At 69.3% G+C, this 12925-nt stretch carries 16 protein-coding genes; 10 read left to right on the top strand and 6 right to left on the bottom strand.

Annotated elements, in window-relative coordinates; translation table 11 throughout:
* Window positions 1–80 precede the first annotated feature (80 nt).
* The 3 genes from ACTWP5_RS23530 (at window position 81) to ACTWP5_RS23540 (ending at window position 2243) form a co-directional block, all read left to right on the top strand.
* Complete coding sequence (locus ACTWP5_RS23530) at window positions 81–605, top strand: hypothetical protein (RefSeq protein WP_443223073.1); 525 nt, start codon at window positions 81–83, stop codon at window positions 603–605.
* Between the two features lie 196 nt (window positions 606–801).
* Window positions 802–1506 (top strand): hypothetical protein, encoded by a 705-nt coding sequence (locus tag ACTWP5_RS23535; protein WP_443223074.1) that lies wholly within the window; start codon window positions 802–804, stop codon window positions 1504–1506.
* 266 nt (window positions 1507–1772) lie between these two features.
* Window positions 1773–2243 (top strand): hypothetical protein, encoded by a 471-nt coding sequence (locus ACTWP5_RS23540; protein WP_443223075.1) that lies wholly within the window; start codon window positions 1773–1775, stop codon window positions 2241–2243.
* 123 nt (window positions 2244–2366) lie between these two features.
* On the opposite strand, the gene ACTWP5_RS23545 is transcribed toward ACTWP5_RS23540, so the two are convergent.
* Entirely contained in the window at window positions 2367–3395 is a 1029-nt protein-coding gene (locus tag ACTWP5_RS23545) for a hypothetical protein (protein ID WP_443223076.1), read from the bottom strand.
* Between the two features lie 20 nt (window positions 3396–3415).
* Window positions 3416–4093, bottom strand: coding sequence for a hypothetical protein (locus ACTWP5_RS23550; protein WP_443223077.1), 678 nt, complete (start codon window positions 4091–4093; stop codon window positions 3416–3418).
* Window positions 4094–4349: 256 nt separating this feature from the next.
* Between ACTWP5_RS23550 and ACTWP5_RS23555 the strand changes: the two genes are divergently transcribed.
* Entirely contained in the window at window positions 4350–4625 is a 276-nt protein-coding gene (locus tag ACTWP5_RS23555) for a hypothetical protein (RefSeq protein WP_443223078.1), read from the top strand.
* Window positions 4626–4720: 95 nt separating this feature from the next.
* Window positions 4721–4999, top strand: coding sequence for a hypothetical protein (locus ACTWP5_RS23560; protein WP_443223079.1), 279 nt, complete (start codon window positions 4721–4723; stop codon window positions 4997–4999).
* Between the two features lie 53 nt (window positions 5000–5052).
* Here ACTWP5_RS23560 and ACTWP5_RS23565 read toward each other — a convergent pair whose 3' ends face one another.
* Together ACTWP5_RS23565 and ACTWP5_RS23570 are read right to left on the bottom strand one after the other, a co-directional pair.
* Complete coding sequence (locus tag ACTWP5_RS23565) at window positions 5053–5259, bottom strand: DUF397 domain-containing protein (protein WP_443223080.1); 207 nt, start codon at window positions 5257–5259, stop codon at window positions 5053–5055.
* A 10-nt stretch (window positions 5260–5269) separates the two neighbouring features.
* Window positions 5270–6121 carry a helix-turn-helix domain-containing protein gene (locus ACTWP5_RS23570; protein ID WP_443223081.1) on the bottom strand — a complete coding sequence of 284 codons (852 nt, stop codon included), beginning with the start codon at window positions 6119–6121 and terminating at the stop codon, window positions 5270–5272.
* Between the two features lie 153 nt (window positions 6122–6274).
* On the opposite strand from ACTWP5_RS23570, the gene ACTWP5_RS23575 reads away from it, so the two are divergent.
* Both ACTWP5_RS23575 and ACTWP5_RS23580 read left to right on the top strand, forming a co-directional pair.
* Window positions 6275–6760, top strand: coding sequence for an ATP-binding protein (locus tag ACTWP5_RS23575; RefSeq protein ID WP_443223082.1), 486 nt, complete (start codon window positions 6275–6277; stop codon window positions 6758–6760).
* 305 nt (window positions 6761–7065) lie between these two features.
* Window positions 7066–8202: a hypothetical protein gene (locus tag ACTWP5_RS23580; RefSeq protein ID WP_443223083.1), complete on the top strand. Its 1137-nt coding sequence runs from the start codon at window positions 7066–7068 to the stop codon at window positions 8200–8202.
* Window positions 8203–8242: 40 nt separating this feature from the next.
* Here the strand turns inward: ACTWP5_RS23580 and ACTWP5_RS23585 are convergent, their stop codons facing one another.
* Window positions 8243–9436 (bottom strand): hypothetical protein, encoded by a 1194-nt coding sequence (locus ACTWP5_RS23585; protein WP_443223084.1) that lies wholly within the window; start codon window positions 9434–9436, stop codon window positions 8243–8245.
* 428 nt (window positions 9437–9864) lie between these two features.
* Here ACTWP5_RS23585 and ACTWP5_RS23590 point away from each other — a divergent pair, with 428 nt between their 5' ends.
* A complete protein-coding gene (locus ACTWP5_RS23590) occupies window positions 9865–11376 on the top strand; it encodes an eCIS core domain-containing protein (protein ID WP_443223085.1) in 1512 nt (503 codons plus the stop codon).
* 39 nt (window positions 11377–11415) lie between these two features.
* Here ACTWP5_RS23590 and ACTWP5_RS23595 read toward each other — a convergent pair whose 3' ends face one another.
* Complete coding sequence (locus ACTWP5_RS23595; protein WP_443223086.1) at window positions 11416–11592, bottom strand: hypothetical protein; 177 nt, start codon at window positions 11590–11592, stop codon at window positions 11416–11418.
* Window positions 11593–11686: 94 nt separating this feature from the next.
* On the opposite strand from ACTWP5_RS23595, the gene ACTWP5_RS23600 reads away from it, so the two are divergent.
* Window positions 11687–12001, top strand: a complete 315-nt coding sequence (locus ACTWP5_RS23600) for a DUF6980 family protein (protein ID WP_443223087.1) — start codon at window positions 11687–11689, stop codon at window positions 11999–12001.
* A 242-nt stretch (window positions 12002–12243) separates the two neighbouring features.
* Window positions 12244–12486 carry a hypothetical protein gene (locus ACTWP5_RS23605; protein ID WP_443223088.1) on the top strand — a complete coding sequence of 81 codons (243 nt, stop codon included), beginning with the start codon at window positions 12244–12246 and terminating at the stop codon, window positions 12484–12486.
* Window positions 12487–12925: the final 439 nt, after the last annotated feature.

Genomic DNA, 12925 nt, shown 5'->3' on the forward strand with positions numbered 1-12925 from the left:
CCACCGCCCACGTGCGTCGCTGCGGCGTGGATTCGTTGTCGAAACACCCTGTGCCCTACCGCAGGTGGGAACCACGGGCCGTGATCACGTTCACCTTCATCGCCTCGGTCGCCGTATGGAGCGTCGCAGGGATCAGGGTCGCGACGGAGTCGCCAGGGGCCTACGTGTTGTATCCCCTCGGTGGCGTCGCCCTCTGGGCGGTGGTTATGGGACCCATCCTTCTCACCCAGCTCAGGCGCGTCAGAAAGACGAAGCGCCGCCTGGAGGAAGCGGCCGAGGCCATCCCTGCCCCCCAGGACGGAAACAGCTCGCTGCCCTGGTGTTCGGACGACGACGCGGGCCGGGTCCTCTACGGTGGGGACTCGCTTCGCCTGATCTCGAAGAACGGTGGGACGACCACCATCCCGTTCTCTGAGATCCACTTCACCGAGGAACTTCCGCCCAAGGGCATCCTGGGCATTCCCGGGATCGACGTTCTGACGAAGGCGGGTCACTGGACCGAGCTCCGGGTCACCGACAACACCGGACTCCTCACCGCCTTGGAGCAGGCCGGCACCCCCGTTGTGCGTGCCCGTAACTTCCCCTTCAAGAACAAGTACGCCTGAGACCTGGATAATCTGCCAGGCCGCGCCTGCAGCGCGGTGACGGGTTCCTGGCTCTCCGACGGATCCCCTCAGAAGCGGCGTGGTCGCCGCCTTCTCCTATGGGCCGGCACCGAATACGGTTTGACCAGGACAACGCCGGCGCGTGGCGCCTGTTGCTGGATGGTCGACGTTCGTGACGGCCAAGACAAGGGGAAATATGAGCAGACTCAGAGGGAAGTCGAAGCAGAAGGCACAGGAAAAGATTCGCGCGGGAACGCCCCGCCAGGACCTTCCGTTACGCATTCGCCGACAACTCACCTACGCCCACGTGCAGAAGTGGGGCGTCGAGGCGCTGCCCGAGCATCCCGTGCCCTACCGGAGGTGGGAGCCGTGGGTCGTGGTGACAGTCTCGTTGGGTCTGTCCGTCGTCGTGTTCGGCCAGGCAGGCATCAGGTCGGATCCGGACTCGCTCTTGTCCTACGTGGTGTCCCCCCTCATCGGCGTTGCCTGTTGGACAGTGTTCATAGGACCGGTCCTCCTGTACCAGTCCCGTCGCCTCGGAAGGACGAAGCGTCGCATGGAGGAGGCGGCGCGAGCCGCCCCCGTTCCCTCCGGTCGCGGGCCTGCAATTCCGTGGTCGTCGGACGAGGGGGCGGGCCTCGTCAGCTACGGCGGCGATTCTCTCCACCTGGTCAGCGACGACGGTGCGGTGACCGACATTCCGTTCTCCGAGATCCATTTCGTCGAGGAACTTCCGCCCATGGGCATCCTGGGTATCCCCGGAATCGATGTCCTGACCACAGCGGGCCACTGGACCGAGATCCGAGTCATTGACAACACTGAACTGATCGCCGCCTTGGAGATGGCCGGAGCACCCGTGGTGAGGGCTCGCAACCACCCCTTCAGAAACATGTACACCTGAGCCGAACCTGATCTGACCGACAAGGTGGTGTAGCGGTCTCAGTATGAGCAGGACCAGAAGGAACAAGCAGCAGGAAAAGTTACTTCGGAAAAAACCCCGCCAGTCTCTTCCCCCGCCTCATCGTCGGCAACTCACCCTCGCCCACGTGCGTCGGTGGGGCGTCGAGACTCTGTCGCAGCATCCCGTCCCCTACCGGAGGGGAGCCATGGGCCCTGATCACGGTCAACATCGTCGCCTTCGTCGGCGCCTGGAGCCTGTTGGGAGTCGTGTTCGCACAGGCGTCCTCGACCTATAACGTGGCCTACCCTCTTGGCGGCGCCGTCGCCTGGCTGATGCTCCTGGGCCCCGTCTTTCTGCGCCAGAGCAGGAGCGACAGAAAGACAAGGCACCGCATTCTCGACGCTGCGCGGGCGATTCCTGCTCCCATCGGGGCAGACGGTGCGCTGGCCTGCTCGACGGGAGAGCACGCGGGTCTTGTCAGTTACAGCAGCGAGTCGTTGCGCGTGACCACAGAGAACGGCACAGTGACCGACATTCCGTTGACAGAGGTCCACTTCGCCGAGGAGCTTCCACCGAAGAGCATGTGGGGCCTTCCCGGGATCGATGTCCTGACCAAGGTCGGCCATTGGACCGAGATCCTGGTCATCGACAACACCGAACTCATCGCAGCACTGGAGCGCGCTGGCGCGCCCGTGGTGAGGGCCCGCAACTTCCGCTTCAAGAAGACCCACACCTGAGCTCCGGCTCGCTCCGGCTCGCCCTCCGGGGGCGGGGGTCGCGAGGGCTTTCGAGGCAGTGGAACCCGGCCCGCGCGTCGGGCCGGGTTCCGACGACCCGGACGTCGTGGCTGTTCGTGGGTGTTACTGGACGATGGCCTGAATTTCCTCGACGTTGAGGTCAACGGTAGTGGAGAAGGCGCCGTCAGGGAGAGAGCCGGTGTTCCCCTGGTAGTCGGTCCAGGTGATCTCCCACGTGAGGGTGGCTTCGAGTTCGTACTCCTCGGCGTCGGGAGTGGCACGGAGGTAGGTGAGACCGCAGGGCGGCGTCTCGTCGCCACGGCCCTCGCTGTACGGCTCACCGATGGTGCCGTCAGCGCTGATGCTGCACGACCCGTCGCCAGGGTGGAGATCGGCGTCCTCGGTGCCGGGGTCGAGGGTGAGCGTGGCCGGCGTGGCGGTCGTCTCCGCCCAGATGCCGTAGTCGGGGAGCTCGGCACGAACGGTCACCGGCTCGAAAGCCGCCTCGTCCAGCCAGACCCAGGTCGGGACCCCCACGACCTGATCCACCTCCGGGCTGACGGAGACCTCGGTCTCCGGGACCCTGGTGTGCTCCCAGGCGAGCTCGGCGAGCGTGTCGGTGTCCACGACGTTGGGGTCGTCCGGCGGCGGATCGCCGAACTCGACCCAGAAGATGCGGTAGTCGCAGACGAGTTGTTCCGCCAGTGGATAGTCGTCGTTCCTCACAACCATCCAGAAGAGGCCCTCGCCCTCCTGGTCGATGTTGTAGTTGGGAAACTCACCATCCTCCCCGAAGCGGGCCTCGTGGGACTCACGGATCGACTGGACATCCTCCGGCGGCCACGGCGGGGTGTGGAACCGACTGAGGATGCCCTCCTGGTACGCCTCCATCTCAGTCGGCGTGTACACCGGTGCGTAGTAGCAGGCTGGCGGCGTCCATTCCGTCGTGCTCGTCAGCGGGGAGTTCGATTCTTCCGACCCGCCGCTCGTCGTGTAGGTGATGCGCTCGATTCCAGCACTGATTCCGTCGTTGTCGGATTCGTGCGACGTAGATTCATCCGACTGCTGCCCTCCCTCCTCACCAGAGCCCAAGGCGTCCGCATATGCAGTACCAGTCAGGAGAGCTAAGCTGCCTAATAAGGAAACGGTCACCGTGATTCTCCTCCAGCCACTCACCGACACGCGCTATCCTCCTGCTCGGTTCCAAACTCAACCGCTTCCCAGACTCCGTCCTCGTTGATCTCCACACGCTCGGTGTAGTAGGTGGGGAGAGCTGAGGGCTCAGCCTCATTGATGATCTCGCCAGTGTCCGCATCGGCGTCGTACGTCTCACTGTAATCTCGACAGAACGTGACGATGGCTGCGGTCTCGTTTAGGAGATTGACTTCGCGATTGAAGTAGCGCACCGTTCCCGCCGAAACGATGTTGTCATCAATGATCGTTTCGAGCACGTCAAGAATCCGCGCTTGAGCCTCCCCTTCGTAGTAGAAGGAAATTGCCTCATGCTGCGTGTCTTGGGCTGTCATCGCGGCGTAGTCTGCCGCGATGCGCTGTTCGTGGTCGTACAGGATGGCCTCCACGACAGGGTCTCCCGTCTCGACCTCCTCGATGATCAGTTCGAGGTTGGCCGGCAGTACCAGCTCCGGGCGGTCGATGCCGTCGTCCGGCGGTTGGGACTCGGACTCGGTGGGCTCCTGCGTGCTCTCGTTCGGGGTCTCTTCGCCGGGGCTCTGCGCCCCGTCGATCGCGTCGTCGCCACTGTCGGAGTCGTCGCTGGAGCACGCGGTGGCGCCTGTCAGCAGTAGCGCGGCGCTGAGGAGGCCGGCGGCGATGGGGCGGCGGTGGGACACGGTCAACTCCTGGTCGGTGGCTGTGTGTTGTCCAGAGAAGGTCGTGCTGCTACCGAAGCCTAGCCAGGTGACGACATGTCGGGCCATAGCTCTCCGCAACATCACCGTCACGATCGGCGGAACGACAGCCTCCGGACCTTCCACGCGGTCGGCCGAGCAACACAGGACATAGCAAGCCCTTGCTGAGTCGCGAGGTCTCCCCTTCAATGTCCGTCAGAACTCACACGCCTTCAGGAGGCTACGAGTGACGTCTCGCATGCGTGCGTCAGGAGTCGGGGCCGCACTCGCGGTCGGCCTCGCCCTCACCGCCGGCGCCTCGGTCGCGACGGCCGCCACGGCCGCCACGGCCGCCTCGGCACCGGCTGTGGCCAGCGACGTCGGTGTCATGGACTACTGGCACCTCTGGGGCCACTACCCCACGGAGCAGGAGTGTGTCGCCGTGGGCGAGTCGTACGTCCCGGAGCGGGCGGACGGCTACGCCTGCCAGCCCAAGGACGGCGGCTGGGACCTGTACCTGATCTTCGCCACCTGACCCGCCGACCCAACCCGCCCCACCCGCAAGCCCTTTCCTTCCCGCGCACCCCACAACCGAGCGTCCGGAACGACGCCCCTCACCGGGAGGTTCATGTGAAAGCACGCCTGCGCACCTTCGTGGCCGCGGCCGCCGTCGCCGCGGGACTCGCCCTCACCGCCGGCACGACGACGGCCACAGCCGCCGTCGCCAGCACGGCGGACGACGTCCACGCGATGGACTACTGGCAGTACCACGACCACTACCCCACCCTCGACGAGTGCCACGCCGCCGCGCAGCCGTGGCTGTTCCCCACACACCCGGGCGGCGCCGACTACTACGAGTGCGTCCCCTACGCCGACGGCTGGGACCTGTACCTGATCTTCCTCACCTGAGACTGACGCCCCCCTGGCCGGACCGGCACCCGCCGCTCCGGCCAGGCGCCCCCTCACGGCCGCGCGGCCACCCCGTCGAACGCCCCCCGCTTCACGGCCGCGAGCAACGCACGCACCCTCGCGGGATCAGCGACGACCACGACGCGCTCGTCATCGCTCTCGCGTACGTGAACCCTGCCCGCCACCAGTCCCAGTTCGACACAGGAACTTTCTCCGTTACTCGCGGAATAGGAAGATTTCTGCCAGCGTATGTCGGACATGTCATTATCCTCAGAGCTGCCGCAGGATGTCGCGAACGAAGTCACGCGTCTTCTCCTCGTTCAACGAGAGCATCTCAACGCGATCGAGAATACAGCGGTTCTTGTTCAGAACCGCTGGGGCGTCGAGGAACAGGGTGTTCATCGGAGTGTCGAACTGCACCGTATCCAGCGCCGGTACGGCACCGTAGAAGTAGTTGACCACCGAACCGGCGTGCGGAAACCCACCGGCAGAGAACGGAATGACGCGCACCGTCACGTTCTCCCGTTCCGACGCGTCGAGGATATGCCGCAACTGTTCACGCATGACCGTCGTTCCACCGAAGACGAGACGCAGGGCGGCCTCGTGGATGAGGAAGACGCACGACGGAGGATCATCCCGATCGAGTACGTCACGACGCTTCATCCGGAAGGAGAGGAAACATCGCAACGCCGAGGGCATCGGCTCAGGGACATCGGTGGAGAGGACGGCCTTCGCGAACGATTCGGTCTGCAGCAGACCCGGAAGGTACGTGACCTGGAGGCTCCGCACCGCCGTGGCATGTGCCTCCAACTCGGCCAGGTCGAGCGCTCCGACGCCGAGCTTCCCGCGATACTCCTCCCACCATCCCTTGCCCCGTTCCTCGGCCATGGCGGCAAGCGCGTCCACGTAGGCGCGGTCCGCGCAGTCATACACACTCGCGAGTGATCTCACGGTCTCGGCGCTGACGCCGGTCCGCCCGGCTTCCATGTTGCTGATCCGGGTGCGGTCGATCCCCAGGCGCTCGGCTGCCTCACCGCCGCCGAGCCCCGCCGCGTCGCGCATTCTGCGCAGCTCAGCGCCCAACCTGCGTTGCCTGGCGGTGGGCGTCGTCCTCGCTGGCATCCGTGTCCTCCCATCGCGTCCCAGACAGCTTCGCCGACCTTTCCACAGGCTCTCGACACGGCGCAAACTTGACGATGTGCCGATGCACGTGTGATGCGCCGTGCCCTACGGTTGCCTTCCGTGATCCGGCAACCACACCACGGAGGTAGGCCGTTGAGCACCACCGCGTCCATGGCGGCGTCGTCCCCGTCCACGTCGTCCCCCGTACGTCGCTTCCGGCTCGTCGCCCCGAACGCGTCCGACACCCCGCGCCTCGCGCGCGACCACGTCGGCTACCTCCTCCTGCGCGAGGGTCTTCCCGAACTCGTGGACACCGCACGGCTGCTGGTCACCGAGCTGGCCAGCAACGTCCTCCAGCACACCTCCGCCCGTTCCCTCGCCGTCGAGACGACGTTCGAGCACGGCCGCGTCACCGTCGCCGTCGTCGACTCCTCGCCCGGCGGCTCCACCGCGATCCGGCCACCGGACGTGCCTCCCGGCGCGGAGGCGGACTACGGACGTGGGCTGATGCTCGTCGACCGGCTCGCCGACGGCTGGGGTGTGACCGTCCTCCACGACGCCCGCTCGGCGACGCCCGTCGGGAAGCGGGTCTGGTTCACCCTGGTCCACACGTTGGTCCACACCCTGGCCGACAGCTGATCCTCCGGCGCAGTGGGTGGAGCGCTGCGTTCGCGTTCGGGCAGGTCAACCGTGCGAGCCCGCGCGCGGCCCGCGCACGGTCCGGTCCCGCCGCGCCGGCCGTGCCGGGGGCGGCTGTCCGTACGACGCGCGGACCGCGTGTGCGCTCGCGGCGCGCGGCGTGCGGGCGCGGCCACGGCGAGGTGGGCGGGCGCCCGTGCTTCCGGGGACCGCGTTCGCGCCTACCGACCGTGGGCCACGGTTCGTCACGCTGAGCTGGGCCGGAGCCAGGGCTGGGGCTGGAGCCGTGGAGGGGGTGACGACCCGTGGATCCGACGAGGCAGGCGGAGACGACGGCGGCGGAGGGAGGGCGGGGTGGCGCACGCCCGGGGTGGGCGCCACGGAGGCGGCCGCTGCGGCGGCCGGCGCTGCGGGAGCAGGCGCTCCGGAGGTGGGCCGGGGGCGCGGCCGGTCTCGGCGTACCGGCGCTGGCCGTCGCGTACTTCGTCACCTACGTCCCCTACAGCGCGCTGGTCAAGGCGCTCTCCAGCGGCGAGGTCCCGGGCGTCGACGAACCCGTGGGCGGCCTGGTCCTGCTGCCGGCCGCGGCGTTGGGGCAGCTCGCGGCGATGCCGGTGGTTCTGGCGGTCGTCGGCTGGTGGCGCTACGCGCACCGCCGCACGGTGCGCGGCCGGTCGGTGGTGATGCCCCGGGCGACGATGCTGTGGGCGGGCTTCTGGATGGCGCTGATCATCGGCGCCACCACCCTCAACTACACCTTCGTCGGCGCCTCGATCCTCCTGATGCTGCTCCTGATGCGCGGCGGCGTGCTCGTCCTCTCCCCCTTCGTGGACATCCTCCGGCGGCGGTCGGTCCGCGCCTCTTCCTGGGTGGCGCTCGTACTGAGCCTGACCGCCGTGACCGTGGCCCTCGGCGACGTCGACGGCTACCCGCTGGGCCTGGGCGGGGCGCTGAGCGTCGGGGCGTACCTGGTCGGCTACGTCGGCCGTTTCACGATCATGAGCGGGGTCGCGAAGACCGGCGACCCCGAGGTCGACCGGCGGTACTTCGTCGACGAGCACGTCGCGGCGCCGGTCTTCCTGCTTCTGCTCTGCGCGCTCCCCGCGATCGTGGGGGCGGGCGCCTGGGGCGGGGAGTTACGGGAGGGCTTCACCGGATTCCTCCTCACGCCGGCCGCGGTTCCGGCGTTCGCGGTCGGGATCTGCTACGAGGCGCTGTTCGTCTTCGGCACGTGGATCTACCTCGACCGCCGCGAGTACACCTGGGCCGTGCCCGCCAACCGCTGCGCGAGCCTCCTCGCCGGCCTGGTCGCCGCCTTCGCGTTGACCGCTCTGACGGGTGTCCCGCGGCCCGGTGACGTGCAGCTGGTGGCGTACGTCTTCGTCCTGGCCGCCGTCGCCGTCCTCTGCTGGCCGTCGCGGGCCGGTCGGCGTTCCGAGTAGGCCCCGGAGTAGCCGGCGCCGAGGACGACGATGTGGTGCTTCATGGTGGGGTGCTCCTGTCGTTCGCGTGGCTCTCGTGGGTTGAGCGGGGCGGCGGCGCGATTCCTGACGGTGCGGGGTGTGGCGTGGTCCACGGGCGTGGGTCACGGGCGTGGGTCACAGATGACCGCGGCGGGCGGCCAGGGCGGGCCAGGCCAGGCCAGGCCAGGACGGCGACGGCGGCGAGGACGAAGACGTACGCCACGAGCTGCGCGTCGCCCGGCAGCGGTACGTCGGTCAGCGCGGTGAGCGCGAACGCCGAGACCAGGCCGGCGAGGAGGCTGGAGCAGCGGTTGACCGGCACCGCCCAGGTGTACTCGCGGCGGTCGAGGTAGATCCACGTGCCGAACACGAACAGCGCCTCGTAGCAGATCCCGACGGCGAACGCCGGGACCACGGCGGGCGGCGTGAGGAGGAATCCGGTGAACCCCTCCCGCAGCTCCGCGCCCCACGCGCCGACCCCGGCGACGGCCGGGACCGCGCAGAGCAGCAGCACGAAGACGGGCGCCGCGACGTGCTCGTCGACGAAGTACCGCCGGTCGACCTCGGGGTCGCCGGTCTTCGCGACCCCGCTCATGATCGTGAAACGGCCGACGTAGCCGACCAGGTACGCCCCGACGCTCAGCGCCCCGCCCAGGCCCAGCGCGTAGCCGTCGACGTCGCCGAGGGCGACGGTCACGGCCGTCAGGCTCAGCACCAGCGCCACCCACGACGCGGGCTGGACCGCCCGCCGCCGGACGAGGTCGACCACGGGGCAGAGGACGAGCACCCCGCCGCGCATCAGCAGCAGCATGGGCAGGATCGACACGCCGGTGAAGGAGTAGTTGAGGGTGGTGGTCGAGATGATCAACGCCATCCAGAAGCCCGCCCACAGCATCGTCGCCGTCGGCAGCACCACCCGGCGGCCCCTGATGGTGCGGCGGTGCGCGTAGCCCCACCAGCCGACCGCCGACAGCACCAGCGGCATCGCCGCGAGCTGCCCGAGGGCCGCCGCCGGCAGCATCACCAGCCCGCCCACGGGCTCGCCGACGCCCAGCACCTCGCCGCTGGAGAGCGCCTTCACGAGCGCGCTGTACGGGACGTAGGCGGCGAAGTACGCGGCGGCGAGGCCCAGTACCCCGAGCCCCGCCGCCGCACGCACGCCCGGGTGCTGTCGCCGCGCCCGCGTCCCCTGCTCGCGACCCTCCCGCACCACGTGTCCGCCCCCTTCGCCCGCCAGCCGAGGCTACGGCTCGCACACCCTTGGGCTTGCGTCCCACCTCAGGTGACGAGCCGTTGGCCAGGGTGACAGGCGTGTACGGGAGCAAAGGAGTCACGGCCGCTGGTGCAGTTCCGCTGTTCGCCACCGCGCGAGCGCCCACGCCCCCCGCGCGCAGGCGGCACGCGCGCCGCACGGGCTGTCGGCTGTCGGGTCGCGGGGGGCGCGCTACCAGTCGATGGGGAGCGACGCCAGGTGGTCGTCGAGCAGGCCGGAGACGCGCTCTGACGGGCGGCCGCCCAGGCTCCACCCCGGACGTGGCCGCCCGGACCCCGGGAGAGGGCAGGGCCCGTACCCACGGAGTGCGCCGTGGCTGCCCTCGGGGCTCTGTCGTGTGGGCGTGTGGGTTTGGAAGGATGCGCCCCATGCACGCACGAGCACGTGAGGATCAGCACGGCGGGCCGACCGACCGGCGCGGGGCGCGGTCGGTCGTGGCGCGGCCGGGAGGGCCGGCGTCGTCGGGCCCGGGGCTCGCCGCGCCGGACGCCGCGACCCCGGCGCACCTGCTGGCGCTGCAACGGCTGGTCGGCAACCAGGTGGTCGCCCGCGCGCTGGCGGAGCGGGAGCGCGGCGGGTCGGAGCCCGGCGGGTCGGAGCCGGCGGTGCAGCGGTCGGCCGTCGACGCCGTGCTGCGCACGCCCGGGCGGCCGCTGGCAGAGCCGGTGCGGCAGGAGATGGAGGCGCGGTTCGGCGGCGCCGACTTCTCCGACGTGCGGCTGCACACCGGCGGTTCGGCGGAGCACTCGGCCCGGGAGATCGGCGCGCGGGCGTACACCTCGGGTAGCCACATCGTCATCGGCAGCGGCGGCGAGGACCGGCACACGCTCGCCCACGAGCTGACGCACGTCATCCAGCAGCGCCAGGGCCCGGTCGCGGGCACCGACAACGGCGACGGGCTGCGGATCTCGGACCCGTCGGACCGCTTCGAGCGTCACGCGGAGGAGACCGCCCGCCGCGTTCTCGGCGGGGAGCACCCGCCCGTCCAACGCGCCACGGGAGAGCACACGCCGCACGCGCCGCACCACCACACGCACGCCGACGGGTGCGGCCACGGCCTGCCGGTGCAGCGGGCTCCCCGGGTGCGGTCGGAGACCCTGAACAACGACGTCGGCGACGGCCTGATGCCTCAGGCAGCGGCGGACCAGGCCGGAGTCGAGTCTGCCTTCCCCACCGTCCGTCCGAACTTCCGGCAGTATTACGAGCAGTTCCCCGACCCGGTCGACCACGTTCGGCAGGTGATGGCCGGGGCCCTGCAGGCGGCCAACGCCAGCGCGCCCCACGATCTGCCACCCGCCGCGTGGGTCGAGGCGATCAACCACCGGCGGGACGAGGGCACCGATCTCAGCCAAGGCCGGTACGGGCCCTTCCGCCGGAACTGTATCGAGGCCGTGCGCAGCTTCATCGCCTCCTGGTCCGGCAGGCCCACGGCCGCCCGCGGGATCGCCCAGGGCGTCGAGCAGGGCGGGAACAGGGCGACGGCGGACTGGCTGAACGCCGGCCAGTTCCGTGACCCCTTCGCCTACTCGGTGGTGCCCTCGGACGGCTCTGTGAACAGCGCATGGGACGCCATCGCGCGCGTGCTGACCACCCTGGGGCACGGCGCCGCGAGCATCGTGGTCTTCGAGCCCGACCGCGACAGGCCCGTCAACCCCAACGGGGAGGACCCGTACCACGCCATCGCCGCCGTCAACTTCCAGGGGAGGGTGCTGTGGGTCGACGCGCAGTTGGGGCGGGTCAGCAGCCGACCCATGTACCAGGGCACCGGCATCCTCGTGATCACGCTGCGACCCAACCTCACCGTGTTCGAGCCTGCGGCAGCGCCCCTGAATCTCAACAAGAACTACGCCTCGCCGGACGCCCTGCCCGACCTCCTCTGAGGAGCGGCGGCTTCCGAGGGGCCGCGGCGTTGTTCCCCTTCAGGTGTACGTGTTCGTGAAGGGATGGTTGCGCGCCCTGACCACCGGCGTGCCGGCGTTCTCCGGGGTGGTGAGGAGTTCGGTGGTGTCGGCGGCCCTGAGTTCGGTCCGGTGGCCGGCCCTGGTGAGGACGTCGATGCCGGGGAGGCCCCATCGGCAACAGCGCCCACCGCCCACTGCGTGCCCGTCACGTCTCGCCGTCCTACCCGGTGATCATCACAGACCGTGATCTACTTCTGGTCACAGCGCCGAACAACGAGAAGCCGAGATCATGACCAGTCACTGCTGTGAGGCGATGGCCAAGCGCGTGAACGTGCGCTGCGACCAGCACGACACCTCCTTCGCCTGCCCCGACGCGCTGGTTGGCTTCAGTGCCAAGTTCCAGGAGTACGGGCTGATCATCCATGACGGCGGCACGTCGAGCATCACGATCGACTTCTGTCCCTGGTGCGGACGACGCCTCCCCGAGTCGCAACGGGACCGGTGGTTTGAGGAGCTAAGCCGCCGCGGGATCGATCCGTGGGAGGACGAGGTTCCCGCCGAATTCCAGGATGACCGCTGGCTCGCCCCTCTGTGCCAGGAGTAGCGGACCAGCAGCACGTCAGGCCACTTCCGACACACGTCCCAGACGTGCTCGGCACCGGGGCCGTCATGGCGCCGGCGCTGGTCGCGGCGCTGTGGTGGCTGTGGTGAGCCGTGGTGGCTGTGGTGGCCGTGGTGGCGTGCCGGTCGCGATGGCCGTGATCGCCGTGATCGCCGTGGTGATGTGGCGACCGCGATGGCCGTGACGGCCGCGATGACCGTGGCCCGCGTTCACGGATTCCGGCCGTGGGGCCGGTCGCGGAACCCCGACGACGCGCCGGTGGGCGACGCGGCACGGCACCGCCCGACGCGACACCGCAGTGCGGCGTCGGCCGGCGCGCCACCGCCGAGCGCCACGGTCGGCGCGCGGCCAACGACCCGGCGGGTCGTTGGTCAGCGCTGCCGAGCGACGGCACGCACGGCCGCCGCGCGACCGTCCCGCGCGGCGGCCGCGCGACGCTCGAACGCGTCGTCGTCGTGTCCACGTGAGGCACCACGTGGGGTCTGGCGGAGCCCTCCGTGGGTGTCTCGGATGTCAGCGTGAGGTTCCGGGGTGGGCCCGTGCCGGAACCTCACGCTGAGTCCCCGTCGATCCTCTGGCGGGACCGCCGCCCAGCAGGAAGCGGCGGTGGCTGGCCCGCGCTGAGGATGGTCTCCTGGCGGGAGCGACGGGGTGACGGAGGGGTGGTGCGTTGGTGAAGTCAGTGGGTTTTGCAAGGAGTCAGTGGGAGCGCTCCCAGGATGTTGTCGACTTGCGTACATGTCAAGACTCCGACACACAGATCATGCAGATCCCGTAAGACACTTGGCCCATCAGCGAGGTTGAGTCACGCCGTCTCCACATTTCTTGAACGCGACTCTGGCCAAGAGGCGTCGCCGGGGTTACGGTCCTTTGAGTCAGTGGGAGCGCTTCCAAGAGACCGTCAGC

This window comes from Streptomyces sp. 4N509B, assembly GCF_052245655.1.
Classification (GTDB): Bacteria; Actinomycetota; Actinomycetes; order Streptomycetales; family Streptomycetaceae; genus Streptomyces.

Coding starts and splice junctions, on each gene's coding strand:
- ACTWP5_RS23535 (WP_443223074.1), top strand. CDS start 802: ATGAGCAGACTCAGAGGGAAGTCGAAGCAGAAGGCACAGGAAAAGATT.
- ACTWP5_RS23555 (WP_443223078.1), top strand. CDS start 4,350: ATGCGTGCGTCAGGAGTCGGGGCCGCACTCGCGGTCGGCCTCGCCCTC.
- ACTWP5_RS23565 (WP_443223080.1), bottom strand. CDS start 5,259: ATGTCCGACATACGCTGGCAGAAATCTTCCTATTCCGCGAGTAACGGA.
- ACTWP5_RS23570 (WP_443223081.1), bottom strand. CDS start 6,121: ATGCCAGCGAGGACGACGCCCACCGCCAGGCAACGCAGGTTGGGCGCT.
- ACTWP5_RS23590 (WP_443223085.1), top strand. CDS start 9,865: ATGCACGCACGAGCACGTGAGGATCAGCACGGCGGGCCGACCGACCGG.
- ACTWP5_RS23600 (WP_443223087.1), top strand. CDS start 11,687: ATGACCAGTCACTGCTGTGAGGCGATGGCCAAGCGCGTGAACGTGCGC.